Source organism: Planctopirus limnophila DSM 3776, from assembly GCF_000092105.1.
GTDB lineage: Bacteria > Planctomycetota > Planctomycetia > Planctomycetales > Planctomycetaceae > Planctopirus > Planctopirus limnophila.
The window spans coordinates 3,461,878-3,488,075 of record NC_014148.1 but is presented as its reverse complement, the minus strand read 5'-3'; the positions used below and the strand labels follow the sequence as shown (position 1 = coordinate 3,488,075).

Here is a 26,198-nt window from a genome sequence, read left to right as displayed (position 1 = left end):
ACACAGGATGAAGACATGCCTCATCGCTCAAAGACATCTTCATTGCTCATTCACGATCTGCAACCAGCAGGTCTGCCAACGTCTGCAGCCATGCAGTCGCCGGCTTTCGATTCAAACAGCAGTGTCGATTTGAAAAGCCATTCAATACTTGCCAGCAGGCTTCTCCCCACCGGTGGAACTCCTTTCATTATGCACGACACCCACTCTGGCTCTGGTTCAAAAACTGGCAGTCTGGCAACTCGTTGTACCGGTGCCCTGGGGTTGGTTTTACTCGCAGCTTTCACAGCGTCGCTCTCTGCTGTGGGGTGTGCCAATATGGTGGAATCGCGAGCGATCGAAAAATTCGCCGCAAATCTTGATTCGGCCAACCTATCAGCCCTCAAACACACATCTTCCGATGCGTTCAGCCAGAAAGCTCTGCGCACTGCCGATGCGATGGATGATCTCAAAATCCTCAATCTGCCGACGGGCAAAACGTCGGTCATCAAGGTTGAAGAGGTTGATCCCAAACGCAAACGAGTCACTGTCGAAGTCGGTGAACAAAAGAAGGAAATCTTCTACGACCTGGTCTTCGACGATAAGTATCGCCAATGGGTCGTTGACGACGTCTTCATGAAGCAGCGTAAGCGCGGCGTGACTGCCTACAAATCTGTCACCGAACAGATGGATCTGCTGCTCAGTGTCCGCGAAGCCATTGAAGCGTGGCAGGAATCGGAAGTTCCCTCCATCTGCGAACAGATGACTCCCGAATTCGCCGCCGCCTTCCGCAATCTTCCCGATGATTACCGCACCAAACTCACCAAGATTGTCTCTGGCGAAAAACGATCCTCGAAATCGACTCGTCCCGAGGCTTCTCTCGATGAAAAGACCGCCATTGTCCGGCTTCCCCGCGAGCGTGGAGAAACTGTCTGGACACTCGTGCTGCAGGAAGGGCATTGGCTGGTGGCAGATATTGCCATCGACTCCAAAGAAGAGGTCGAGCAGATTCCTTCGGTCTACAAACAATCGCTGGCTGTGCTGCGCTGTATGGAATTCCTCGATGCCTACGCCTCGCGTGATCGCGAAGTGATCAAACCGTTCTGTGGCCAGGAGTTCTATGAAGGGGCCATTGCCCTGGGCGATCTCTCGCTCATTACGCTCCCCCGTCCGTCAGAAAACTCTCACACTGTCGAGGTCAAAATCCAGAAGGCCCGAGCAGATTTTACGCTGACAGGCAAAGAGAATGTCATTCATGTGGCCATGCATCGACAGGGCGGAGATATCGTCATTGGCGATCAACCCCCCGTCTATGAGGTGACTGAAGTTTCGGTTTATGATATTGCCACCAATCAGGAGCAGCATCTGACGGCTGTCTTCACCGCACAGGCCATGCTCGAATTGTTTATCGAGGCGATCGCCCAGAGAGATGTTACTACTCTGCGGCAACTCTCGACGTATGACTTTACGAAACGTGTCTGGAGTCAGGTCAACGATCAGAATCTGCCCGGCTTACCCCTCGAAGTCTTCGACGAACCTGAGATTCAGATTCTCGGACGCAAATTCGAAGGTGCTCTGACTCGCTTCTACGTCATGCAGAATGGCCAGGAACTCACCTACTTCCTGAGAGAACAGCAGGGTCAATTCCGTATTGATGACATCGAATGGAAAATCTCGGGCCGTCCGGCCTCAGTCAAAATGACAACCGAACTGATGATCCCTCTTCAGAACTTTGCCTGTGCTGTTTCGCTGGGGCGTGATCCGGCCTATCAGAATGTCGCACTGGAAAATCTGCAGAAGTGCTGTTCGGAAGAGTTCAACCGCGTCGTCTGGCGGCAAACCCAGTTTGTGCCCAACTCCGGTATGTCGGCTGATACATTCCTGGCGACTTCACTCAAGGGTATTCAACTGGGTGAAGGCCTCGCTCTGGTCCAATTGGGGGAATCGCAATTTGGAGCTGAAGTCAGGCTCCGCAAAGAAGGCGAACGCTATGCCATCGATGAAATTTTACTTGTCGCTGGCGTGGAAGAAGCTCAGCGTCTCGATCTTCGTCGCACACTCAAAACTCAGCTGGCGGAAGGGACAGCCAAGCCTCCTGTGCCGACAGGCCGAGAAGAAGTGATTGGCCAGTGGTCGAAAGATCAGCAGGTCATGCGGGACAATCAGGTTGTCCCGGCGGCGGGGAGTGTCGAATCCGGCACACCCGCTTCAAAAATGCCAGCCATGAAGAAACACAACTCGTCTGGCCCATCGGTTCCCTCAGGCGAAATGCCCTCTCGCCTGCCAGTCGAACCGATGATGAAACCCAGCCAGAAGTCCAATGTTCCACCGGCACAGCCCCTGGAAACATCTCTTCACAAGACAGGCCAGCCTGCTGTCTCTGAACATGGCGGGCAGTCCCTCAGTCATCCCATGACACCCACCGTTGATGCATCACACATGCTGCCCACACGATATGAACGAACAGGCTCTGTGGGTTCTAAGGTGTTGAGCAACTTGCCTGCTCAACCACAGGTCGCGACTCAGGGGATAGTTCCTGCGGCCAGCCAGAGCAAGCCAGCTGCCATTGAAACCCAGTCGACGGCTGATTGGGCTCATGCTCAATTCGATCAAGCCTTCGAATCGACAACCAGCAGCAAGAATCCGCCTGATCAGCAATCCGAGCCGATGCCGCTGAAAAAGTAGCGTTGCGCAAAACTCCGATACCGTGCCACTTTCACCGGCTTGACCTCTCTGCAACCAACAACCAACAACCAACAACCAACAACTTAATTTATCATTGCTCGCCCCATCGCTATTTGCTCGGAATGCTGATCGTCTTGTAGTCTTTTGCGTCAATTTCGGGCTGTGAAGTGTGAAGTGTTTTTGTGATCTTTCCATTGCGGCCTTTAACCACCAGTTGATGCTTGCCTGGTGGTGCAGGGATTTCGAGCTGCCGCTCTCCTTCCTCCCATTCGAAACGCTGGCCATCCAGTTCCGCCCAGACTTTCAAACCTTTGCTTAGAGGGTTGTCGCTTCTCAGCACAATTTTCCCGGGCCGATCACTGGGGGGAGCTTGTGGGTCAACGAGCGAAAACTCAGTTCCCAGGAGCGATGCCTCATTTGTATAGGTATCGATCTGGGCGTGAACTACGGTGGGTTCATTGAATTCAAAATCCATCTCTAATTCATCGCCCGCTTTCCATTGCGGAACAAAAAGCATTATCGGTGCTCGAAACTGTTTGAGTTTGTCGGACTTGGTGAACCCCATTTTCATCATCACTAAGGCATCACTCAAACTTTTTTGGCTCACGTTCTTGAGCTTGAATTTCTTGGAATCGACTCGACGAAATTGAACCAATGGTGAGTTCGCTACTGGCCCGGCATGTTGTGCTGCATCGGCGACGAGAACCTTGCGGGCATCCATTACGAGATTCTGGAACATGTGATCCCGGTTGTTGGATGTTCCATCTCCAAAAAACAGATCTTCCCAGCCATTCTGATCTCTGCGAGCGATCACCCAGGCTCGCAACTCCTGATCGTTTTTCCCAGCAATCGCTTCCAATTCACGAGCTTCTTGCTGAGCACTGAGATCCGGTTCATTACCACTCGCAAAAACAGGTCTCTGATTCCCAAAGGAGTCCGTAGTTTCATATCCGATGACGGTGCCATAGCCAATTTTCTTGTTTGCTAAACGCTCCGCATCCTTTCGCAATTTCGCCCGCACAGCTGTCAGATCGATACCTGCGTCGGCCTTGGCTCGCTCCAGCATTTTTGTCGAATACTTATGAAGTTCTGGAGCAGGGTATTTGGATGCGGCTTCGGCGGCCTGACGCCACTGCACGGCATAAGGGCGGTGTGTATCCCGTCCGGGCATGACGTACTTACCTGAAATCGCTGCCGCCAATTGTGCAAATTCCATCGATCGAGGCTTGTAGCCCGTCTCCGGGCCGGGAACCAGTGGCGATTTCTTGACCTGTTTTTCAGGTTCGGGCTGACCGGGGAATGGCTTCCATTGCGGAGGATTCTGCTTTTCCTGCTCCATCTCTCGTTTTCGCTCAGCCAGTCTTTCAGCCAAACCCGAACCGGCTGGTTTGTTCTGGGGGAAAATCAGCAGGAGAGTCAATTCCCCCTTCCGGAGAAATGTTTCGCTATGCGGCGACTTCTCGATACGAATGTTTCGCAAATTGGCTCCGGCAGGCAGATAGTGTCCATTCATTCCCGCCAGGCCAGTCAACTCCATGGTCTGATTCGCTTCTTCGACCTGAAAAACCAGGGAGAGCTTCACGTGGTCGGCAACTGCGGATTTCAGCTTGATGCGAGGTGTCAGTACGATCTTCCCCGTTCCCAGATCGAGTGTATTTCCCTCGATGTTTCTGGCGAGGTCGCTGGTCACATCTTTGACTCCACCCGGAATCGCAGCGGAACTCCTCCAATCAAACAAGCCATTTTTTTCAGCGGCTGGGGCTATTGGCTGTGACAGCAGGCCGCAGGACATTCCCACAAGTAACCAGCAGGCCCATGGCACGATGTTTTGTGTTCGAGACATCCGCTTCACCCTGGGAAGATTCATAAAATCGCCAAAACTGCATGAGCAGCAGCTTACACCGATTCATGCGTCAACGAAGCGGCCTGTTGGCCAGAAATTCTTTGAAAGTTTTTCATGAGGCGAAAACTTCTTATTTGAACGGTGAGTTGGGTGAGCGACCAGTTCGGAGAGCGGCCGGTTGGGGGCATTCTCAAAATCCTTAACTTCAAGAAACGATGACTGGATGGCAGCTGATTTCGCTTTCATTTGCACCAACAATTGAGAATCGTGGTCGGGTACGGCTTTTGACATATCCATATTTTTGATGGAGGGCGATAATGTTGAGATGATGCGACGGTAGAACCGCGCCCCGTAAGCTTATGGCGATTTGCTCAATTCCAACTTGCACCTGCATTCGAAAGTCATTTTGTGGATTCGTTGCTCATCGCTCGATGGCAGATGGCCTTCACGCTTGGCTCGCACATCATTCTGGCCTGCTTAGGTGTCGGTTTACCCGTTCTCATGCTGTCAGCCGAGTGGCTTTCGCTGCGCACCAATGATCCTCTCTGGCGGGCACTGGCACACCGCTGGTCGAAAGCCTTTGCTGTGCTCTTTGCTGTCGGTGCGGTTTCCGGGACAGTTCTCTCATTTGAACTGGGCATTCTCTGGCCTAAGTTTATGGGAACTTTTGGCAGCGTGATTGGATTGCCATTTACTCTCGAAGGTTTTGCCTTCTTTCTGGAGGCGATCTTTGCCGGGATCTATCTTTATGGCTGGAATAAGCTTCCCCCTCGCATCCACTGGTGGACTGGCGTGCCGATAGCCCTCTCTGGTGTGGCTTCGGCCTCCTTTGTTGTCACTGCGAATGCCTGGATGAATGCGCCGCGCGGTTTCACAATGCGGGATGGTGTGGTTGTCGATGTCGATCCGCTGGCAGCAATGACCGGGCCAACGGCCGCCGTCCAGATTGTCCACATGCTGCTGGCGGCTTACATGGTGACGGGTTTTCTGGTGGCAGCTTTCTATGCATGCGTACTCTGGAATAAACCTACCTGTCTCTATTCTCGCAGGGCGATGTTGCTGGCGTTGTGGATGGGAACACTGGCCAGTTTTCCACAGGGTCTGGCAGGAGACTGGGCAGCGAAAACAGTAGCTCGCACTCAGCCGATTAAGCTGGCAGCCATGGAAGGGCAGTTCAAAACCGAAACGGGGGCTCCCCTTCGCATTGGCGGCTGGCCGGATACGACCACTCGCGAAACCAATTATGACATTGAAATTCCTTACGCGCTGTCAATCCTTGCTTATGGTGATCCTCACGCGACAGTACAGGGCCTCGATGATTTTCCACGAGAAAACCAGCCTCCAGTCGTCGTCGTGCATATCGCCTTTCAGATCATGGTGGGGCTGGGGACTTTACTCATGGCGTTAGGTGGCTGGACAATCCTCTCGTGGTGGATGAAATGGCATCCCGCCGACAATCGCTGGGTTTTAATGGCGATCATCGCCTCCGGCCCGGCGACAGTGCTCGCGATGGAAGCAGGCTGGGTCGTGACGGAAGTTGGCCGACAGCCCTGGATTGCCCATAACGTGATGCGTACCAAAGACGCCGCCTCACAAATCCCTGGGCTGGAATGGCTCTTTTTAGCGACGCTGGCCATCTATCTGGCTTTATTCGCTGGCTTGACCATTGTCCTCCAATTATTGGCGGTGCAGCCGATACCAACGTCTTCGAATTTGTCTTCCAACCCGGCAGCGTCAGATCAAAGCTCTTTGTCATGAATCCCGATGCTATTCTCCCTGCCTCAATACTTTACGGCACATTGCTGCTGGCACTCACAGCTTATGCCATTCTTGGCGGTGCCGACTTTGGCGCGGGAATCTGGGAGTTCAACACAAGTTTTCGCTCGCATCGTCGAGATCGCCAATTGCTGAGAGAAGTGATTGGCCCTGTCTGGGAAGCCAATCACGTCTGGCTGATTTTTGTGCTGGTGATCCTCTGGTCGGCCATGCCGCGGGTGTTTCAGCATCTGTGTGTGGTGATGTGGCTGCCACTACTTCTGGGATTAGCTGGGATTGTCTGTCGTGGCGCGGCCTTTATCTTTCGCGCGTATTCGCCTGTCGAAAACTCGGTCACGCGTGCGTCGACTGTGCTCTTCGGTCTGGCTTCGACGGCAGCGCCATTTTTTCTGGGAACCGTCGTGGGAGGGATCCTGACCCGTGAGGCAACAAATCCCCGTTTATCGCAGACGGCGTGGCTCAATCCACTGGCGATCTATAGTGGATTTTTTGCAGTGGCTGTCTGCCTCTATCTTTGCTCAGTCTTTCTCTTCCGCGAAGCAAGCCTGCGCCACGAACGTTTTCTGATGGAGATCTGGCGGAGCAGGGCGATGCTCTCCGGTGTCTGGACAGGACTTCTGGCCATGGCAGGGCTGGCGTTTGTCAGCAGCGAACAACCGGAAATGGCCAGGCGACTCATCTGGGGCGACTCACCCTTGGTGCTGCTTTCCTGGGCTGGCGGGATGTTTTCGATGGTCGCGCTCTATTTTCGCTGGCCTCTGGCTGCCGTGCTGGCGAGTGTTTTGGCTGTGGCCGCGGTGCTGTGGGGGGCCGGCTTAGCCGTCTCACCCGCGACCATGATCCCCGAAATTCCACTGGATCAACTGGTGGCTCCGCCGTCCGTCCTCTGGGCCATGCTTGTGGCGATCGCTGGCGGAATGCTCCTTTTATTACCTTCGCTGGCGTGGCTGTTCTGGCTCTTCAAATCGTCTTCAGCACTCGACCATGAGCATCTTGCCCATTCCAGCCATCCCTGATGCCGATCTTCGGCAGAATTCCACTTTGTTCTACGGGCCACGATTCCGCTCATTCGGGTCTAGACCACTCCGCTTCAATCAATCATCATAAAGTGGCAGAATTTTTCTCGGGCCTGTGAGTGACATTCACTGGCAGCCTCAGGGGTCAAGAGCAATGGTCATCAACATGGATGTGAGCGATACCTCTCCCACCAGATCGAACTTCTGGTCTCCGGTGCTCCTGATCCTTGCCTTGTTTTTGATCATCCTCGATCCCTCCCGGGCTCTGGCGCAGACGACGAATCGTGCGGCTGCTGCTGGCACGTTGAAAGTTCTCCAGAGTCAACAGGCCAAGTTGGAAGAAGAATTTGCCGCCAGGCTTGAGACTCTGGCCAAAGAGTGCGAAACCCGTGTGCTTCCCAGTGCTGCTCTCACAGTTCGCGCTGCGAAAACACCGGCAGATCGGGCAGCCTTTCTCGCCAGGCCCTTACCGCGCCAAACACGCGCGGAAATTCCGCTGGCGCTCCCTGCGGACGATCGCTTCTGGCAGACTCAACTTCGCTTCGAACAGGAAAGCCACGCCAAGAATTTATATCTCCATTCACGCAAAGCCTTACATGCGGGTTTTGGCAGTTATGCTCTGGATCTTGTGCGAGAAGTGGCTCAGCACGATCCCGATAACAAGCCTGCTCGCAAATTGCTTGGTTATGTGCAGCAGGGCCAGGAATGGATGACGCCTTTCGAAGCCGACATGACACGCAAAATGTATGTGCGGCATCCGCAGTTTGGCTGGATTCTCAAGAAGCATGTCCCCCGTTACGAAAATGGCGAGCGGTTCGTGCAATCCCGCTGGGTGTCGGCCGAGAAGGAAGCCGAGATTCGCCGTGATTTCCGGCAGGCGTGGGAAATTCGTACTGAGCACTTTCTGATTAAAACCAATCACAGTCTCGAAAAAGGTGTTGAACTTGGGGATGCTCTGGAAGCCTTTTACGACTTCTTCCACCTGCAGTTCGCTGGCTTTTTCAATACCCCCGAGCAGCTGGCTCAATTGTTTGATGGGAAGACCCAGGCACGAACGGTCTCCAAGCCACATGTGGTGCACTACTACCGTACGAGGCTCGAATACAACGAACGCCTGAAGCAGTTTGTTCCACAGATTGATATTACCAATGGCCTGTATCGACCGACGGAACGAATTGCCCACTTCTTTCACGATCCTGAAGTGAGTGCCAAAACGACGCTCTATCATGAAGCGACTCACCAGTTGCTCTACGAGATCGGACGTGATCGCGAGATCGCCCGGTATGAAAACTTCTGGATTGTTGAAGGGATTGCCTGCTATTTCGAATCGTTTTCTGAGAAAGATCTGGGTGCCAGCCTGGGTGATCCTCGATTTGATCGCTTTCTGGCAGCCCGCTATCGATTTCTGAATGATGGCTACTATCTGCCTCTACGCGAGATGGCACCGCTCGGTATGCAGGCATTTCAATCGAGCGAAAAACTTGCCTGGAACTATCAGCAGGCTGCGAACATGACCAAGTATCTCATGGAAGCGGAAGGTGGCCGCTATCGAGATGCGGTCATTGCCCATCTGTCACAGATCTACTCGATGAGTGATCTGAAGCGAGACAGCGTCGATTCGATTGAAGAACTGGTGGGTGTTCCGTTCGAACAGCTCGATGCCGGTTATCGGGAGTTCGTCATCCAGCAGGAAGAACTGGCTCGCAGCCTGCCACCTGCCAATCCCGCAATCATCACACCTTAATACTTCTGGTAGCCCTGCCAGCTAGTGGCCGGGTGCCGGAGGCACAAGACGCCGCGCCATCCGTGTGACATGCTTCCAACGTGGTCCATGGTTGAGCCGCCCGCTTGCCGTAATTGTCGGAAGAGATAAAGACAAGATGCCTGTTTGATCAACGTTATTTCCGATGACAAGCGCAGGAAGTGGCATCTTGTCGCTGCGCGACCCAAACCGCGAGGCGGTCGGGCCACCCGGTTGGTATAACATGGCTGCAGAAGTGATGACCTCTTCAGGAACCATGCACATGCCTATCACCACTGAATTCTTGAGGACGCTCGCCACCATCGTGGGCTCGAAGCATCTGCGCACGGTGGCGAGCGAGCTGCTGGTGTATGAGTGTGATGGCTACACCATCGAGAAGAATGTCCCCGAGGTGGTTGTCTTCCCCGCTTCTACCGACGAACTTTCCCGCGTGATGAAAGCGTGTACCCAGGCAAAAATTCCTGTCGTGCCGCGTGGAGCCGGGACGGGGTTGGCTGGTGGTTGTTTACCCATTGGTGGCGGCGTGATGATCGCCACCACACGGATGACGTCCATTGAAGAAATTCATCTGCGAGATCGCTATGCCGTCGTTCAAGCCGGTGTGGTGAACATCCATTTGAACCGGGAACTGGCGGGTTCAGGCTATCATTATGCTCCGGATCCTTCCTCGCAAAGTGCCTGCACGATTGGCGGCAACGTGGCGACCAACAGCGGTGGCCCGCATACCCTCAAATACGGGGTGACGGTGAATCATGTCCTGGGGGTCGAAATGGTGCTGCCGGATGGCTCCATCGAGGTTTTTGGTGGCCCCCGGGGAACCAGCGATCCACTCGATCTGACGGGGCTGATGGTGGGGAGTGAAGGGACATTGGGTATCTGTACGCGGGCCTGGGTCAGGCTCACACGCGATCCTGCCGCCTGGCGAACATTACTCGCCATCTTTGCCACAGTTGCCGATGCCACCAATGCGATCAGTTCGATCATTGGGGCGGGGTTGATCCCTGCAGCGCTGGAGTTGATGGATCAGGGCATCATTCAGGCGGTCGAAGCGGCATTTCAATACGGGTTCCCGCTCGATGCCGGGGCTGTGCTGATTATTGAACTCGATGGGCTGGAGATCGCGGTCCAGGAAGAATCAGTCAAGATCGCTGCACTACTCGAACAGCACCATGTGCGGGAAACGCGGGTGGCTCAATCGGCAGCCGAGCGCGCCGCGCTTTGGAAGTGCCGCAAGCAATCCTTCGGAGCAATCGGCCGGCTCAGCCCCAGCTACTGCACACAGGATGGAGTGGTGCCGCGTACGCGGCTGCCAGAAATTCTTTCGTTTATTCAGCGCACTAGTGAGAAGTATGACATTCGCATTGTGAATGTCTGCCACGCCGGTGATGGCAACATCCATCCCGTCCTGCTATTCGATGAACGCCACGAGGGGGAATTGAGTCGAGTCCTGCAGGCGAGCGATGAAATCCTCAACGAATGTATTCGGCTCGGCGGGAGCATTACCGGCGAGCATGGCATTGGTGTCGAAAAGCGAGCCTTTCTGCCCAAGCTCTTCTCGCCTGTTGATGTCGAAGTGATGTCGCGTGTGAGAAGCACTTTCAACCCGGAAAACCTGCTGAGCCCCGGGAAGATGTTTCCCGCAGGTTCAGGCTGCGGCAGCGAACATATCGAACGCGTGCACCCCGGCAAACAGGCCAGTGCCTGAAGTCTCCTCACCTGAAAAGCTCTTTGGTGGGAGTGAGTTTCGCGACTATTATTCAGGCGGCCTTCGCGTTTTTACCGCCAGAGGGCTGATGAATGGGCGGACGCTCGTAGATTGCCACCTGGCGAATGCCATAAGTCAGCCAGTCTCGCCAGAGCATCTGGTAGGAAGTCCAGATCTCGGGAAGACGCTTGAACTTCAGTTTGATAGCCGCTTCGAAGAGACGAATGGCTGGTTCAATGGTCAGGGTATGGAGCACAACCAGTTGTGCTTGTCGCTTGGAAAAATGTTTGGCGGCATATTGCAATCGGGCTCGCAGATTGTAGAAGCCTGCTTTGCCGCGAATCTGTTTGGACGAGCCACCACCCAGATGCCGAGCGCGTGCCCCGGCAAAGTAGACCGTGCGATATCCGGCCAGCCTGGCTCGTTCGCAGAAGTCGACTTCTTCGAAGTAAACGAAGTATCGCTCATCCAGCCCATTCAGTTGATGCCACACGTCACGCCGGACGAGGAAGAAGGCTCCGATCACTTCCTCGACATCGCGCGTGGAAAGGTGATCCCATTCTTTCATGAACAGAGGCGGGAACCAGCGGGGAAAGTAGCTGTCGAGCCGCCATGATTTCGCTATCAAAGAGACGGGCGTCGGTAACCTTGAGCAAGTTCGTGAAACTCGACCACGCTCATCTTCGAGCTGGATGCCGCAGATGCCAATGTCAGCCTGTGCGGGCGCATTCAGAAACTCGACAACCTTCGAGATCGATTGTGGGTAAAGGATGGAATCCGGGTTCAGTAGTAGTACAAACTCGCTGGAACTGAGTTCTGCCCCCTGATTGCAGGCCATGGCAAAACCAAGATTTGTTTCATTCCGCAGGAGCTTGAAGGGATAGTGTAATGCGGGGATGTTCCTCCACGAATTGTCGCTGGAGGCGTTATCCACCACGATGACTTCAAGTGAATCTCGGCCCTCGCAGTTTTCCAGCGAGTGCAGACATGCCTGCAGCATCTCTCCGCCGTTCCAGTTGACGATCACGACAGAGACGAGTGGAGGCTGTACTCGGTGGCCTGCAGAGAGCGTAGACGTGGCAGCAGGTGTTTCGATCAATGTCGATGGAGCTGGTGGGAGTGGCGACCAGGGGATCATCGTGTTCATTTCCAGTCACGGAGACAGTGATCGAAGACCTCGCAAATTGATCCGCTAGGCGTTTGACTTCACAGCAATCAATCGCAAGGCGTCGCCCCGATGGTCGGCTTCGCTTTGAGCAGCCAGCTTCGTAAAGTGTGGTTTGCCCGCTTTCAGCCAGGCGTTGTACTTCTCGTGACCCTTCTTGACAGCCATCTGGGCCGACTTCCGAATCCACGACCGCATGCCAATCTGTTCAATCTTGACGGACGAGAAGCGGCCTTCAGGAAGAATCTTTGCCAAGGACTTTGGGCTGAAGTGGTTGAGATGCCTCGGGGCTTCCAAAGCGAACCAGTCTTCGCGGAACTCGGCAAAACTCCAGCTCTCGATGTTGGGAACTTCGAGAACAAGTTTTCCACCGGGGGCCAACAGATCAGCCGCCGCTGAAAGTGTCGCCCGAGGATCAGGGACATGCTCGAGTACATGCCACAAAGAGACGACATCGTAGCTGGAGAGCTTGAGTTCAGGATGAGGAATCGTCCCTGCCAGTACGCGAATTCCTGTTCGCTCCTGGACTTTGCGGGCCACATCGCTGGCGTAGTCGATCCCTTCGACGTTCCAGCCCAGGCGTTTCATGCGGGTGAGAAATCCTCCCGAGCCGCAGCCCACATCAAGCAGGCGGCCTGAGCCTGTCCAGGGAATCCATTCATGGCGCGTAAACTTGGTTCGAAATCGTGATGCCGCCAGCCGGGAGGCCATGCGAGTCAACAGGCCGACGGGTTGTGGCGGGTAGCCAAAATCAGTTCGCAGTGCCGACTGTTCAATGAAGCGGTCAAACGCTTTGAGACCGTCTCCCGAGTTGTGATCGTAAGGTGAGTATTCGGCGGGATAAAAGTACCCCAAAGAAGCGAGTGTGGGCCGGGGATTGGTAATGACCATTGAGCACGACTCGCACTCGACGATGGGAAACTTCCCGCCAATTCCCGTGAGTGGGTCAGTTGCTTCAATGATTGTGCGGAATTGATGAGATCCACAGCATGGGCAATCGATCGATTCGCGGAAGATTTCCGGCTGGAATGTACCCGGAGCGATCGCCAAGGCCGGTGCCGTGGCCTGAGCACCCCACGCATCGAGGGAGAGAGCTGCCGACATGCGAATCCTTTCGCCGGACATCGGCCACTCGAGGGGAGCAACCGAATCGGATCATTCCAAGATCGTGAATTGCGACGATAACAAAACGTCTTGCTTAATCTAAATCGGGCCTCACAATTGCCGCAAGATCAACTTTGATAACCACTTTCGCTGGGAAACCTGTTGAAAAGAAAATGCCCTCTGATTCAACACCAGAGGGCATTTCGCTTTAGGAATTGTGACACAGTGGTCACAGGGGTAGTCAACGAAAGAGATAGCCCCGGCTCAATTCGATGAATGGTGAGATTCCATCACCGAATCGATGACGAAATTTCGTGTCCATCCCATAAGGCCAAAATGGCATCAGGCATCCTTGATGGTTTCGATCCGCCGCTGGATGTCGATATTCACACTCTGGTAACGAGCCACCAGTTTGCCCGGGCTGAAGATCTCGCGTGAGAGCTGTTCGATATCGTCGGCACCCACGGCACTGGTGAGGATAGTCGAAAGATACTGCATCCCCAGTCGCGATGGCTGGAACTTATCGGCATCGTACAGTGAGGGGTGCACATGCCGGGCATGAATGCGGCCCCACTGATCGCGCAGGCGTTGGGCAGGGATCGAATCGAGGCGGAAGCCATCTTTAGTAGACCACTGCAACGTGGCAATCACGTTGTTTTTGCCTTGATGCAGCAGATCGACCGTTTTGCCACCGAGTTGTGTCGCATAGAAGCGATCAAACAGAATCGGACGACCACCACGCTGGGTGTGACCCACTTTACGAGTAAAGATCGCCGAATCCCCCGATTCGTGCTTGCGGCGGCTATCAAAGAATTCATCACCAAATCGCTTAACCAGCATGCGTTTCAATTCTTCAGCCGCACCGCTGAAGACCACGTTGCCTGCGGGGTCGAAGCTCTTATGAGCCGCACCCAGTTGATGGCCAGTCGAATCGACAATCCCTTCGCCAATCGAAATGACCACGTGCTTCTGCAGGTCGTAAAGCTCGGCAATACGTCGTTCAAGACGATCCATATCGAGCGGCACTTCAGGAATCAGGATGACATCGGGCTGGCCGTAAGCAGAGCCGAGCGGGATATAGCCGGAATCTCGTCCCATGACTTCGACAATTGCAATCCGGCGGTGGCTTTCTGCCGTCGTGCGGATGCGCTCCATCCCCTGGGCGACCACAAAGCAGGCTGTGGCATAACCGGGAGTGGCAAAGTTAATGATTTCGTCGAGTTGAATGGCTTCGCGCTGAGGTTTGGTCAGCAGTTCTTTGCGGTCGCCCGCTTCGTTCCATTCGTGAACTTCATCGAGATAGTTAAGCCCGAGATCGTTGTCGATGGTTTTTGGAGCCAGTACGCAGGGGAGCATCTCGGAAAGTGGCTGCATGCCGTTGATTGTGCCGTCACCGCCGACACAGATCAGACCTTCAATGCCGAGCTTTTTGAGCCGACTGCCAATCTGGCCCAGGAGTTCACTTTCGGCGGGATCGACATAGGTACGGGAAGCACCCAGCAGAGTGCCTCCTTTACAGGGATCAAGTTCGGGAATGGTGGTGAAAAGCGGGTTGAGCCGCACATGAGGTGTTCGCGGATCGACAAGGCCCGCATAGCCTCGAATGATGCCATAAACCTCGATCTTGAGGGCATTGGCTCGCTCGACAGCCCCGTAGATGGTGGCATTGAGTGCGGGAGTATCACCGCCGGCAGTCAGAATTGCGATCCGCTTCATTCTCAAACCTTTGTCACAAAACAGGAGGAATTCCTGCAGTTGTCTCAAACGTCAGTGTCACTTTGCTCGCTTGGACAGTTCCTCAAAGCTCCTTGCTCACATCAACAATCAGAAGCCATCAGATTCTGATTCATTGTGTTAAAAAGGAGGTCAACAACTCGGAAGGAAAAGCCTGCGATACGAAAGGACACTGCATTCACTGCGCCAATCAGTTCCAAATCACGACGAGCTCGAGGCTCTGGTTGCCGCTGTCATTCGGAGTGCTGAAATTCAGGGCGCATTTCAATCGTTGATTGCGCGGAGGGCAACTCTCGCGGGCAAATCTCACACGATTGTTGGGAAAAAAGATCAATGCATAAAAACATGCAAGCGCAATTGCATGTTCTCTGGGCAAATCTGCTCGTTTAAGTGTCTATCGCTGCACGCACTAAGTCGCAGTGGTGAACCGTAAACATGACGAAAAGCTGACCTGCGCGAGTCCACCATTCATGGTCTGTGCTTGCCACAGATCTCCAATATCAGGCGGCTTCTGGAGAAGTCGCTTCTTCCGATGATTCGGGGACTTTGCAGAGGTAGATGCCCAATTCGTACAGAACCAGCAGGGGGGCCATCATCAGAATCATACTGGCTGGGTCACCGGAAGGAGTCAGCAGCATCGAAGCAATCGCGATCACGAGAATCGCCATTCGCCGCTGCTCGCGGAACATCTTGGGAGTCACCACGTTGATCTTCGCGAGGAACATCATCACCAGTGGCAGTTGAAAGCTGATGCCGAACATCAGTGGAAAACTGACGGCGAACGAAATCCACTCCGAGATGCGAATCTGCGGGTTGATTCCCAGGCGGGCGTTGTAACCCAGCAGGAAGTCCAGCATCAGCGGGAAAACGGCAAAGTAACAGAAGGCCGCCCCCGCCAAAAACAATCCAATACTGAAGGGCAGATAGATATACACATAACGCCGCTCGTGAGGATAAAGCCCGGCAGCGACAAAGAGCCACAACTGGTAAATCACCCATGGGCTGGCGAAGACCAGGCCCGAAACGAAGCCGACCTTCAGATAAGTCATAAAGGCTTCCTGAACATTCAGTGCGATCGGCCGTACGCTGTTCTCGGCTGCCTTTCGCAAAGTCGAGAAGGTGTCGCTCATCACTTTGACTGTGATCGATTTCCCCTTGAGTTCTTCTTTCGGTGCCGGTAGCGACTCCGGGGCGACCTGATGCAGTTGGGACAGCAGCTCGTAAGCCGACAATTGGAGATCGATCGACTTGCTGGGGCTCGTTTTCTCGGTCTGGAGTTGTTCGAGTTCCTGTTTCAGTTCTTGCGTATCGGTAGATGCGGGAGTCTTGTTTTCATAGCCCCAAAGAGCCCAGAACGAATTCGAGAGATACGAGAAGAAATCACCCGATGACATCTGCGGCTCAGCCTGGACGAATTCCATCATGTTGTTTCGCACGAGGGCCGCATCAATCGGCTGGCGGATGAATGCGACAATGTATTCGCCGGCATAGAGTGAAAAACAGACAGCGATCACCAGTCCGATCATCGCACGAAAGACATGCACGCGGAGCACTTCGAGATGCTCGCCAAAAGTCATGGTCGAGTCGTCGAAGAGATCCTTCGTCTTGATGCTGGGAGTGGACCTTGATTTGGAAACGGCTGGAGACGGTGTGATCTGCGGGCTGGCCATGAAATCCTCAAGGGGATGGCGGTATCCGAAATTCCGTTGTTGCCGCAGTTCGACTGATTCGGGACATCATCTGACTTGTCACATCATCGGGATGAATTCGAAAGACTGCCTGGCAAATGTCGGCTTCTGGCACCGTATAGAAGACAAAAAGGCAAACCCAGGGAGTCATCGAACCCTATGCTCAACCCCCAATGATCTCCGGGGGTTGACAGACAAAGGCGATGCACCGAGGTCAGCCGACGGGCACCAACTGAGAAGCAGTCAATGCAAACGGCTGTAACATCAAGAATACCAGAACCTTTGCCTCACGCCAATTGGGAAGCCGCTGTTGCTTAGTGATTGCAGCAATCTGCTCCTAAGTGCCGTCTTGACTGCATCAAAAGGCGACCAGTTGATCACCTCCTGTTTGCATGAGCCGCTTATTGCGCCCGACATTACATGTGTCAGCAGCGTCAATTTCAGGTGGGCAATCGTCGTTTGGTTATTCAGTCTCCCCTTCATATTGTCGTTACGTACATTTGTCGGATTTGGTTGAGCAATTGCACCCAATTGATGCAATTCTGCGGCGTAATGATGCATGAATATGTATGTTTTTTCGATCACTAATGATTTTTGAGATGAAGGTTGGCATGTTAAAATGATCAATCAGTGTGATAAAAGTTCCGTTTATGGTCTATAGATTACAATTTCTTCATCTTTTTGAGTTTTGGAACGAACTGTGCGTCATATCGAGATGTCCATAGTAGTCTATGTTTACTTGTATTACTGGAGAGATTTGACATGCCGCGTTTTCGAGGGTTTACGTTGATTGAGTTGCTGGTGGTCATCGCAATTATTGCGGTGCTCATTGCCTTACTTCTTCCTGCGGTTCAGCAGGCAAGAGAGGCGGCTCGACGGACACAGTGCCGTAACAATCTCAAGCAACTTGGTCTGGCCATGCACAACTATCATGACCAGTCGAACATGTTTCCGATGTCAACGACACGCGTCACTAGCTCGGGTCAATCGACAACAACCGCAGCCAGTTGGATTGTCCGACTGTTCCCCATGATGGATCAGACAGCGGCCTACAATTCACTGGCCTTTACTGACAACGATTTCACGATGGAACGTGGTAAGAACCGCGCCTGGCAGACCATGAGCAGTTTGCGAGTTGCGGGTCTCAATTGCCCATCAAGTCCCTTGCCTCAAACAAGAACTCAAAACACCAATACAGCCACGCGCGGCTTAACAACGGGTGTCCCGAACTCTATTGCAATTCAGACAACGAATTATGTGGGCATTGCCGGTGCCTACGATGCACCAGCTGGTGGGACGGCAAATGACACGATCTGGGAAGGGGCTCATGGTCGTCAAGTTTGGAACGGGCTGATCAACCCTCCCATTAAGGGTTTCTCGACAGTTGGCTTGCAGAAGGTGACAGATGGTTCCACAAATACTGTGATGGTGGGTGAGCAAGGCAACTTCCGAAAGGATTGCAGCGGCAATCCGGTTGATCGTCGGACCAGTAACTCGAATGGTGGTCTGTGGGCTGGAGGGCCTGGTGGAGAAGATCCGGCTGATCAATACTATGGTTTCTGGGGTAATGTCACAAGTTTCCGGGCTCCGGCTGGCATCAACTATGACGCTGACTGCAGCAATCCATTCGGTACTGTGCCCTACTGGTATGGCGATCCCGGTTACCACCACGTCTTTAATTCGGCTCACACGGGTGGTGCTCACTTCCTGTTCGCAGATGGTTCTGTCCGTTTTCTATCACAGAACATGTCACAGTCCATTTTGAATGCCCTGTGCAACAAGAACGACAACACTCCAGTTGGCGAATTCTAATTTGTTTATCCGAGCTCATGGTCATCAGACGTAATTCTTCGGTTAAGCGAGTTAAGTTCGACAAAAGGAGTCGTGAATTGAGTTCCTTGTTTTCACTAACCGGCTTTCGCTGGAATGGTTGGAGTTTAGGTTTTGTCTTCCTGGCAACAGGTTGTGGAGTCAGTGATACTCCTGTCCTCGCCCCTGTCAGCGGTCAGGTGATGCGAGAAGGCTCACCGGTCGCCGATGCACTGGTAATCTTTACCCCTGCAAAAGGCACGGCTTCATCTGGAAATACAGATTCGCAGGGCCGATTTGAACTACGCTACTTCGATGGTCAAGGCGGCGCTGCTGTGGGCTCACATCGAGTGAAGGTCACAACGGGCAATCCTGGTAAGCCATTGCAGCCTGGAGATCCTCCCCGTCCGATGCTTGAACCACCGGAAGACATTCTGCTTCCCGAACCATTCGAAGTTCGTGCTGGAGAAAACTCATTCCAGCTTCCACTCCCACCCAAAAAGAAGGGATCAGCCCGTACTTAAAACTTGCGTGTAAAAATCAACAAAAAAACAGAGAGAGGATTGTCGAACTGACAATCCTCTCTCTGTTTGAAGATCAGACTTAAATTGGTGTGTCGCGATTGGTCTCAGTCAACCGTCTTGGCTCGATTTGCCGCACGAAACTATTAATGATCGATGAGACTTAGTCCAGCCAATCACACCCGAGCCGTACGGCCCGTGTTGACACCTGCTTCGATCATGTTCTGCAGCTCGCGAATCTCGGCCAGTTCCTGCTTCCTCTCTTCATCAGTCATATCCGATGAATCCCGGAACTCGAGCATGCGGCTGCTGCGGACAAATCGCAATCCCCGCTGGAGCAGTTCACACTGGCGGCTGGTGAGATGGATTTGGAGTGATTCGCTCATGAAGACCTCAATAATGGAGAAGCTCCGGCATTTCTGGCCGATGTGCCAATGACTCGCTGAAACTTCCTGACCAAATTCTAACCTGATGGATTTTCGATCTCAAGTTCCTGTCAAGATCGATTTTTCTGGAGACAGATTCACCAGGGACATTCCCCGGCTCAACCCGTCTTCGCAACTCCTTCCTGGAGAGACTTCATGCTGGTATCTGAACAGCAGTTCTGATGCCAAACATTAAGATTCTACGGCAGATAAGCTGCAAGTCTTCCAGAAACACAGCGGTCGTGCCTCAGTCTCAAGGTCGATGACGCTCGGACGGCGCACTCGACTTTAAGATCGGCCTTCCGCACCGGCGAAATTTGCCGGAGGCCTGCCCAGCGACAACCTTCGCCTAACCCTTCCAACTGGAAGTGGCACTGGTCACTGCAGAATCTGCAATTCGCTGGCAGATCGGTCAGTCAAGATGATGGCGGGTGAAACAGTCACTTTCCCATTTCCTGAAAACTGGCCAATTCCTTTTTGGCGATCTGATTTTTGGGGAAATTCGTAGTAATCCCAATTGTTTCAGTCTGAGCAAATGTTCTAATAACCTTCGCGCCCAATGATCTCCCATAGTTGAATAATCATGAATTGTGATCCAGCAATTCAGGAGCATCATGGCCCGTACGTTCTCCACACCTGCCGATGATGAAACCCGGAATTCAGCTTTAACCGGTACTACTCTGGCCGTTCCTTCTCTGCTGGCAGGCTTGGAGCTTCCGCAGGCTGACTCCATGAGCCGACCTGCCGTGCAGAATCGCCGGAGTGCCTGGTTTGTCAGTCTGGTGCTGCACCTGGTGTTACTGCTGGTGTTGTCGCTGATTACGTTTTCCGAAGTGATTCAGCTCCCTTTTGTGATTGAATCCGGCCTCGCGACAACGCCAGAAGAACTGCTGCCCGTGACAATGGATGTCGCTGCTACGGTGACGGATCCCAACGAATCGTCCAGCCAGGTCTCGGCAGATGGAGTCATGGGGGCTGATTCGTCTGGCGTTTCTGTTCAATCTTCGATGGTTTTAAAGGAGCAGATTGCGGGTGAGTTTTATGGGCCGGGCTCACAAACTCCGGGAGAAGTGATCAGTTTCGAGACATCACAACTTTCGCAACCTGTCTTAAGGGCAGGGAAAATGACCCGGGCCAATGGTGTTTCCGGGGCTGTGGATATTCTGACAGAGGAAATCGCTCAGTCACTGCAAGAAGGGCCGACACGAGTCGTCTGGATTCTGGATGTTTCACCCTCGATGACCGAATACCGCCGGGTGATTGCTGATCGCATGGAGAAAATCTATGCCCAGCTCAAGTCGATGAAGCTGCCCATCGAGACTTCATTGGAGACCGGCTTGATGGCTTTTGACGACAAGCCGCACGCACTCTCGACGAAAACAGTCAAAGACCCTCTCAAAATCAAAGATTTGATCAACCGATTGCCTTCGACCGAACGCGGGATTGAAAACACTTACCTGGCAGTTATGAACGCGAGAAACCGCTATGGGCCAGCGAAAGAGCGGGTTCCATTCCGCGTCATGTTCATCGTGGTCACTGATGAAGAGGGCTCCGATGTTTCTCGGAATCTGGATCATTGCATTGAACTGATGCAAAAGGATCTCATCCGTTGTTTTGTCATTGGGAAATCGACTGTGCTGGGTCGGCCGGTTGTGGAAACTCATCGATTTGACCCGTCAGGTCAGCAATACATCAGTGTCGTTGAGCCCGGCCTGGAATCGGCTTACCTGGAGTTCATGGATCCTGCCGCTCATTCGTTTTTTTCGTACAACCAGCCGACAGTTTTGACCGGTGAGGCGGCTTTTGGTCTTAAACGTTTATGTGTAGAAACGGGTGGATTATTTCTGATGTCAAGCACCGACATTGATCCGGCAATTGACCCTGAGATTAATGAGGAATTTCAACCTCTCTACGGAGATCGACTGGCAGTTCAACGTTCGCTGCAGTTCGATCCCTTTCGGGCAGGACTGGTGGCGGTTTCTGAAGATTACAAAACTTTGGCTCTGGGTGTACCGGGAAGCCGGTTTCCCATACCGAATAATCTGCTCGTCAGTGGATTGACCTTACCTGAATCGCGAGCCATGGTGGCAGCTTTCGATGCGGGGTTAGCCCGGAATCTGAAATCTCTGGAAGAGCTGGGCCCCTGGCGCACTCGAGTGCGCGACCGCAGATCGCTTGCCAATTATGATCTGGCGGTTTCACTACTCGTGGCCCAGCGTGCGTATTGTCACAGCTATCTGGGTGTGCTCGAACAAATCACTTCGGGGAAGGCTAAGCCGAAGCAACCAGATCACAATATGTGGCAACTGATCGCTTCGAGTCCGATTGATGAGGGTGGGCCAGTCGCCGAAAAGCTGCGAGAGAAGGCCCATGAGATGCTTTCCACTGTTGCAGAAAGCTATCCCGGGACGCCCTGGGCCGTGCGTGCCAGGCTCGAGCTAGAAAGTTTATATGGTAAAGGGTGGGGGATCAGTTCTTATAAAGTCCGGGTGACACCTGGGTTCATTCCTCCTCGAACGCCTAATCCCTCCCCGATCCGGCAGAATCTTTAAGGCCAGAAAATCACAGTTTCGCTGCCGACTTGAGTTGAAAAACTTCAGCAGAACCAGATCGGGTCTTGCTCCACTTGACTGGCGGAGACGTTCGCCTCAGGAAACTCCTGTTGCAGACGGTTCGCCAGGGCTTCCATGGCAAATCGCTCGGTGGCGAAATGACCAGCCAGTACCAGCCCTGTGCGATGTTCGCGAGCTTCCAGTGCGGTGTGGAAGCGTGCTTCCCCCGTGAGGAAGAGATCGCAGCCGGCCCGCCGGGCATCGCTCAGATACTCACCCGCTGCGCCACAGGCAATAGCGACGGTTGTCACGAGGCGTTCGGCATCCCCCACCACCATGACGTGCCCGGATTGCAACACGTCCCGGCAACGCTCGGCAAAGGCCTTCAATGTTTCAGGCTGATGCAAGACTCCGCGACGGCCGCTGCCCCAGGAACCGCTCGAAGGTTCTAATGGGATCACATCAATGGCAGGTTCTTCGTAAGGATGAGCGGCTCGAAGTGCCTTGAGTGCAGCCTCCAATCGATTTTTCGGGCAGAGAATCTCCAGGCGAAACTCCGGAGCTCTCTCAAAAACTCCGGCTGTTCCCACTGTGGGATTCGTAGCTGCAGACCCTTGGAAGGTCCCGGTCCCGGCATGGAAGAAACTGCACCGACTGTACTCTCCAATCGTGCCCGCACCGGCTTGCCAGATCGCTTCCGCCACGATTTCCAATGAGTTTTCGGGGACAAAAGTCACAATTTTGAGTGCAGCAGAGAGGGGTTTGACACGCAATGGCTGAATGGCGTGAAGTCCCAGCCGTTCGGCCAATTGCTGATTGATACCAGTCGGTGCGTCATCCCATGCCGTATGTGGTGAATAGACGGAAATTCCGGCTCGGGCCAGTTTCCAGAGGAATGCTCCTTCCACCGATTGTGTCGTCAGTTTCTGAACGGGTTTAAAGAGCACCGGATGATGCGTCACAATCAATTGCGCATTTGTTTCGATGGCTTCTTGAGCGACATCGCTGGTGAGCGAGAGACAAGTCAAAATTCTGCCGGCATCCATCTCGGGGCTGCCGAGCAACAGGCCTGTGTTGTCCCAACTGGCAGCCAGGTAAGGGCTTGCGATCTGTTCAAGCACTTCAATAACGTGCCGCACGGTGGGTACAGTCATGGTGGCCAGCCTCAGCTCCGAGTGAAAACTGCTGGCGGAAATCCGGCCCGCCATTAAGGATCAAATGCATGATGAGAGTTTCTGCAGCTTATCCAAAACAGGGGAAATTCGCTGTTCCGAGGTGAGATCTCCTTTTGTCAGATCTGTTTTCAACGTGATGATGGAGGAAGTCGGTTCCATCAGCGGAATCTGCAGAATTTCTCGTTTCAGGCGTTCTGTCCGAGTGAAATCGAGCGGGGAAGACTGCCTCCTCACGAAAATCCTCATGGTATCCGGGTTCACTGGTCGTAATAATCCACTCATTCAAATGGTAGTGGATCGCTGGAACCTACTTTAGAAGTGCCGAGAAGAGTCATCGGACTTTGCAGGGCGATGGGTTTTCAGTTGATCGCTGCGATTTTTCAACGATTGCCATACCTCCCCACGGGGAAAGTTTTGCCATGCAGATTCGGAGTGTCCGCGCCCTTCGTGGACCGAATATCTGGTCGCGTCAACCATGTTTAGAAGCTCTGGTCGATCTGGGGCCGCTGAAGGATCTTTCGTCGGAGCTGATTCCCGGCTTCAATGATCGACTCATGAGCTGGCTCCCGGGCATGATCGAGCATCGCTGCAGTGTCGGCGAACGGGGTGGTTTCTTTGTGAGGCTCAGGCGGGGAACTTATCTCGCACACATCCTGGAGCATGTGACTCTCGAACTCCAGACAATGGCTGGCACCAATGTGGGCTTTGGCAGAGCTCGCGAAACATCCGAAGAGGGTGTCTACAAAGTCGCCATTCGATACGCCGAAGAATCGGTGGGCCGGGCGGCTCTGGAAGTCGCTCATCGATTATGCCTTGCCGCCGTTTACGACCAGCCTTTCGACATCCAGGCTGAAACGATTCGACTCAGGGAACTGGCCGATCGTGTTTGCCTTGGGCCAAGTACACAGGCGATTGTTTCCGCCGCTCTCGCCAGGAACATTCCTTACCGACGATTGAACACAGGGAGTCTGGTGCAACTGGGGCAGGGCTTTCGCCAGAGAAGAATCTGGACAGCTGAAACTGATAGCACGAGTGCGATTGCCGAATCGATTGCCCAGGATAAAGACCTGACGAAATCGATGCTCCGCGCTGCCGGTGTTCCTGTTCCGGAAGGTCGCGAGGTCAAAGACCCCGGCGATGCGTGGGAAGCTTCTCAGGAGATTGAGGGGCCCATTGTTGTTAAGCCGATTGACGCCAATCATGGTCGTGGCGTGTGCATGAATCTCGAAACGGAAGAAGAGATCCGTGATGCCTTCGTGGTAGCTTCCCAGGAGGGAAGTGGTGTGATTGTGGAGCGTTTTGCTCCAGGATCAGAGCATCGCCTGCTGGTGGTCGGCGACAGGCTGGTGGCCGCCTCTCGGGGAGATGCCGCCAAGATCGAGGGTGACGGTGAGCACAACGTCGCGGAATTGATTCAACGGCAGGTGAACAGCGATCCTCGCCGGGGCGATGATGAGATTTTTCCATTGAGTACTGTCCGCCTTGATGACGGCGTGGTCTTGCTCGAACTGAAGCGGCAAGGTTACACCCCGGAGTCGATTCCTCCCGCTGGTGCGGTTGTCATTGTTCGTCGGAATGACAATTTGTCGATCGACGTAACTGATGAAGTTCATCCGCGCAACGCCGAGCATGCGGTGATGGCGGCTCGGATCGTAGGATTGGATATCGCTGGTGTCGATATTGTTACAGAAGACATTTCCCAGCCTCTGGAGGAGCAGGGTGGGGCGATTGTCGAAGTGAATGCCGGGCCGGGATTATTGATGCATCTGCGGCCCGCCGTCGGGAAACCTCGCCCCGTGGGAGAAGCCATTCTTGAGCGACTCTTTCCACCGGGAACTTCTGGCCGCATTCCTCTGGTTTGCGTGACGGGCGTGAACGGAAAAACGACCACCAGTCGGCTCGTCGCCAGCATTCTCCGTCAGGCAGGAATCAAGGTCGGCGTGGCCACCAGTGACGGAATTGTCGTGGAAGATCGCGTGATTGAGCTGGGCGATTGTGCAGGGCCCAAGAGTGCGCGGGCCGTGCTGCTGAATCCCACCGTCGAGGCTGCGGTCCTCGAAGCGGGCCGTGGCGGAATTCTCCGCGAAGGGCTAGGGTTCGACAAGTGCGATGTGGCTGTCGTCACGAACCTGTCTGAGCCGGATCATCTGGGTGAATACGATATTCATACTGTGGAAAAGATGTATTCGGTGAAGCGAACGCCGGTTGATGTGGTGATGCCGGGTGGCTTCGCAGTCCTGAATGCGGCCGATCCCTGGGTGGCAAAGATGTCCACACTTTCTGCGGGCGGGGTGATTTTCTTTGCCCGTGATGAGCGTCAGCCTGTGCTTTCGCAGCATCGCAGTGAAGGTAAGAAAGTGGTTTTCGTACGCGACGGCTGGATTGTCGCGGGTGATGGCGGGCTCTCGTCGCAAATTGTCCGTCTGGCAGATGTTCCCTGTACCCATGGCGGACGGATCGGCTTTCAGATTGATAACGTACTGGCTGCGACTGCCGCCGCCTGGGGACTCAAGATTCCGTTCTCGGCAATCGCCGCTGGATTGCAGCACTTCCAGGGAAATCTGGCAGACGATCCGGGCCGGTTCAACGTTTTTCAATTGGGTGGAAAAACGCTGATTGTCGTCGATGCCCGGAATCCGTCAGCCCTTAAAGCCACGATTGCCGGCTTGGAGGCCTTCTCGAGCCAGCGAAAGTTGGTGGTTTACGCTGCGGAAAACGATCGAATCCACAGCGATATCACGCAACAGGGAGAGTTGCTCGCAGAGCATTTCCAGAATTTTTACTTGTATCATTTGCCAGGCTGTGCCACGACGGGTGCGGATGCACCAAGAGAACTTCTGCTCGCTTCAATTCGTGCAACCGCTGATTCAGAAAAGCTTTGCGTGAATCTGGAAGAGGATTGGCAAAAGGCGGTCGATGCTGCCTGGCACGATTTTCGCGAGGGAGATGTCCTGTTGATTCAGGCTGGGGCGATTTCTGCCACTATTCGTAAGGTTCAGCAGCTTCTAGGGTTAGAGCTTGTCAGTAAAGCGTAGAGTCGCTGTTTTCATCTTGGGGACGACTTCAGAAGACTCAGAGAAGATTCAGTCTCGGGTGTTCCAAATCGACAGTATTGGCAGTTTAAGTGTTTGAAATCACGGGTTGAGATTTGCTGAAGATACAAATTGCGAGGGTTGGTGTTCAGTTTCAGTGAACAAGATTTTTGTTAACCGGGCCTGCGTCACTTGCGTAACTTCGCAGGAACTTATTTCAATCATCTTTG

Annotated in this window: 18 protein-coding genes; 9 read left to right on the top strand and 9 right to left on the bottom strand. The window is 53.7% G+C overall.

What is annotated here, in order from left to right; genetic code table 11:
• Positions 1 to 15: 15 nt before the first annotated feature.
• Positions 16 to 2,661 (top strand): Tim44 domain-containing protein, encoded by a 2,646-nt coding sequence (locus tag PLIM_RS13825; protein WP_013110944.1) that lies wholly within the window; start codon positions 16 to 18, stop codon positions 2,659 to 2,661.
• 109 nt (positions 2,662 to 2,770) lie between these two features.
• Here the strand turns inward: PLIM_RS13825 and PLIM_RS13820 are convergent, their stop codons facing one another.
• Both PLIM_RS13820 and PLIM_RS13815 read right to left on the bottom strand, forming a co-directional pair.
• A complete protein-coding gene (locus tag PLIM_RS13820) occupies positions 2,771 to 4,504 on the bottom strand; it encodes a hypothetical protein (protein WP_013110943.1) in 1,734 nt (577 codons plus the stop codon).
• Between the two features lie 63 nt (positions 4,505 to 4,567).
• Positions 4,568 to 4,795: a hypothetical protein gene (locus PLIM_RS13815; protein ID WP_041401774.1), complete on the bottom strand. Its 228-nt coding sequence runs from the start codon at positions 4,793 to 4,795 to the stop codon at positions 4,568 to 4,570.
• Positions 4,796 to 4,912: 117 nt separating this feature from the next.
• On the opposite strand from PLIM_RS13815, the gene PLIM_RS13810 reads away from it, so the two are divergent.
• From PLIM_RS13810 to PLIM_RS13795, 4 genes are all read left to right on the top strand, one after another.
• Positions 4,913 to 6,262: a cytochrome ubiquinol oxidase subunit I gene (locus PLIM_RS13810; RefSeq protein ID WP_013110942.1), complete on the top strand. Its 1,350-nt coding sequence runs from the start codon at positions 4,913 to 4,915 to the stop codon at positions 6,260 to 6,262.
• A complete protein-coding gene (locus tag PLIM_RS13805) occupies positions 6,259 to 7,296 on the top strand; it encodes a cytochrome d ubiquinol oxidase subunit II (RefSeq protein ID WP_013110941.1) in 1,038 nt (345 codons plus the stop codon). The genes PLIM_RS13810 and PLIM_RS13805 overlap by 4 nt, the downstream gene beginning before the upstream one ends.
• Before the next feature lie 154 nt (positions 7,297 to 7,450).
• The gene (locus PLIM_RS13800) at positions 7,451 to 9,040 is read left to right on the top strand and encodes a DUF1570 domain-containing protein (RefSeq protein WP_013110940.1); all 1,590 of its coding nucleotides are present in this window, start codon (positions 7,451 to 7,453) and stop codon (positions 9,038 to 9,040) included.
• 280 nt (positions 9,041 to 9,320) lie between these two features.
• Complete coding sequence (locus PLIM_RS13795; RefSeq protein WP_013110938.1) at positions 9,321 to 10,763, top strand: FAD-binding oxidoreductase; 1,443 nt, start codon at positions 9,321 to 9,323, stop codon at positions 10,761 to 10,763.
• A gap of 52 nt (positions 10,764 to 10,815) precedes the next feature.
• Here PLIM_RS13795 and PLIM_RS13790 read toward each other — a convergent pair whose 3' ends face one another.
• The 5 genes from PLIM_RS13790 to PLIM_RS13765 all read right to left on the bottom strand — a co-directional run bounded on the left by PLIM_RS13790 (position 10,816) and on the right by PLIM_RS13765 (position 17,015).
• Entirely contained in the window at positions 10,816 to 11,901 is a 1,086-nt protein-coding gene (locus PLIM_RS13790) for a glycosyltransferase family 2 protein (RefSeq protein ID WP_013110937.1), read from the bottom strand.
• Between the two features lie 54 nt (positions 11,902 to 11,955).
• Positions 11,956 to 13,032, bottom strand: a complete 1,077-nt coding sequence (locus PLIM_RS13785; RefSeq protein ID WP_013110936.1) for a class I SAM-dependent methyltransferase — start codon at positions 13,030 to 13,032, stop codon at positions 11,956 to 11,958.
• 342 nt (positions 13,033 to 13,374) lie between these two features.
• On the bottom strand, positions 13,375 to 14,748 hold the full coding sequence (locus PLIM_RS13780; protein WP_013110935.1) for a 6-phosphofructokinase: 1,374 nt from the start codon (positions 14,746 to 14,748) through the stop codon (positions 13,375 to 13,377).
• A gap of 518 nt (positions 14,749 to 15,266) precedes the next feature.
• A complete protein-coding gene (gene tatC, locus PLIM_RS13770) occupies positions 15,267 to 16,436 on the bottom strand; it encodes a twin-arginine translocase subunit TatC (RefSeq protein WP_013110934.1) in 1,170 nt (389 codons plus the stop codon).
• Positions 16,437 to 16,718: 282 nt separating this feature from the next.
• Entirely contained in the window at positions 16,719 to 17,015 is a 297-nt protein-coding gene (locus PLIM_RS13765; RefSeq protein WP_148227111.1) for a hypothetical protein, read from the bottom strand.
• Between the two features lie 201 nt (positions 17,016 to 17,216).
• Between PLIM_RS13765 and PLIM_RS13760 the strand changes: the two genes are divergently transcribed.
• Both PLIM_RS13760 and PLIM_RS22970 read left to right on the top strand, forming a co-directional pair.
• A complete protein-coding gene (locus PLIM_RS13760) occupies positions 17,217 to 18,266 on the top strand; it encodes a DUF1559 domain-containing protein (protein WP_013110932.1) in 1,050 nt (349 codons plus the stop codon).
• 77 nt (positions 18,267 to 18,343) lie between these two features.
• On the top strand, positions 18,344 to 18,787 hold the full coding sequence (locus PLIM_RS22970) for a carboxypeptidase-like regulatory domain-containing protein (protein ID WP_013110931.1): 444 nt from the start codon (positions 18,344 to 18,346) through the stop codon (positions 18,785 to 18,787).
• A gap of 173 nt (positions 18,788 to 18,960) precedes the next feature.
• Here PLIM_RS22970 and PLIM_RS13750 read toward each other — a convergent pair whose 3' ends face one another.
• Entirely contained in the window at positions 18,961 to 19,170 is a 210-nt protein-coding gene (locus PLIM_RS13750; protein ID WP_013110930.1) for a hypothetical protein, read from the bottom strand.
• 653 nt (positions 19,171 to 19,823) lie between these two features.
• Here PLIM_RS13750 and PLIM_RS13745 point away from each other — a divergent pair.
• Positions 19,824 to 21,761, top strand: a complete 1,938-nt coding sequence (locus tag PLIM_RS13745; RefSeq protein ID WP_013110929.1) for a vWA domain-containing protein — start codon at positions 19,824 to 19,826, stop codon at positions 21,759 to 21,761.
• Between the two features lie 44 nt (positions 21,762 to 21,805).
• On the opposite strand, the gene PLIM_RS13740 is transcribed toward PLIM_RS13745, so the two are convergent.
• Positions 21,806 to 22,915: a Nif3-like dinuclear metal center hexameric protein gene (locus PLIM_RS13740; protein ID WP_013110928.1), complete on the bottom strand. Its 1,110-nt coding sequence runs from the start codon at positions 22,913 to 22,915 to the stop codon at positions 21,806 to 21,808.
• A 440-nt stretch (positions 22,916 to 23,355) separates the two neighbouring features.
• Between PLIM_RS13740 and cphA the strand changes: the two genes are divergently transcribed.
• The gene (gene cphA, locus PLIM_RS13730) at positions 23,356 to 25,971 is read left to right on the top strand and encodes a cyanophycin synthetase (RefSeq protein WP_013110926.1); all 2,616 of its coding nucleotides are present in this window, start codon (positions 23,356 to 23,358) and stop codon (positions 25,969 to 25,971) included.
• Positions 25,972 to 26,198: the final 227 nt, after the last annotated feature.

Bases quoted from the DNA above. Each gene is read 5' to 3' on its own strand.
- PLIM_RS13780 (WP_013110935.1), bottom strand. From the start codon at position 14,748: ATGAAGCGGATCGCAATTCTGACTGCCGGCGGTGATACTCCCGCACTC.
- PLIM_RS13795 (WP_013110938.1), top strand. From the start codon at position 9,321: ATGCCTATCACCACTGAATTCTTGAGGACGCTCGCCACCATCGTGGGC.
- PLIM_RS13825 (WP_013110944.1), top strand. From the start codon at position 16: ATGCCTCATCGCTCAAAGACATCTTCATTGCTCATTCACGATCTGCAA.
- PLIM_RS13805 (WP_013110941.1), top strand. From the start codon at position 6,259: ATGAATCCCGATGCTATTCTCCCTGCCTCAATACTTTACGGCACATTG.
- PLIM_RS13800 (WP_013110940.1), top strand. From the start codon at position 7,451: ATGGTCATCAACATGGATGTGAGCGATACCTCTCCCACCAGATCGAAC.
- PLIM_RS13820 (WP_013110943.1), bottom strand. From the start codon at position 4,504: ATGTCTCGAACACAAAACATCGTGCCATGGGCCTGCTGGTTACTTGTG.
- PLIM_RS13790 (WP_013110937.1), bottom strand. From the start codon at position 11,901: ATGATCCCCTGGTCGCCACTCCCACCAGCTCCATCGACATTGATCGAA.
- cphA (WP_013110926.1), top strand. From the start codon at position 23,356: ATGCAGATTCGGAGTGTCCGCGCCCTTCGTGGACCGAATATCTGGTCG.
- PLIM_RS13815 (WP_041401774.1), bottom strand. From the start codon at position 4,795: ATGTCAAAAGCCGTACCCGACCACGATTCTCAATTGTTGGTGCAAATG.
- tatC (WP_013110934.1), bottom strand. From the start codon at position 16,436: ATGGCCAGCCCGCAGATCACACCGTCTCCAGCCGTTTCCAAATCAAGG.
- PLIM_RS13765 (WP_148227111.1), bottom strand. From the start codon at position 17,015: ATGCATCATTACGCCGCAGAATTGCATCAATTGGGTGCAATTGCTCAA.
- PLIM_RS13785 (WP_013110936.1), bottom strand. From the start codon at position 13,032: ATGTCGGCAGCTCTCTCCCTCGATGCGTGGGGTGCTCAGGCCACGGCA.
- PLIM_RS13740 (WP_013110928.1), bottom strand. From the start codon at position 22,915: ATGACTGTACCCACCGTGCGGCACGTTATTGAAGTGCTTGAACAGATC.
- PLIM_RS13760 (WP_013110932.1), top strand. From the start codon at position 17,217: ATGCCGCGTTTTCGAGGGTTTACGTTGATTGAGTTGCTGGTGGTCATC.
- PLIM_RS13745 (WP_013110929.1), top strand. From the start codon at position 19,824: ATGGCCCGTACGTTCTCCACACCTGCCGATGATGAAACCCGGAATTCA.
- PLIM_RS13750 (WP_013110930.1), bottom strand. From the start codon at position 19,170: ATGAGCGAATCACTCCAAATCCATCTCACCAGCCGCCAGTGTGAACTG.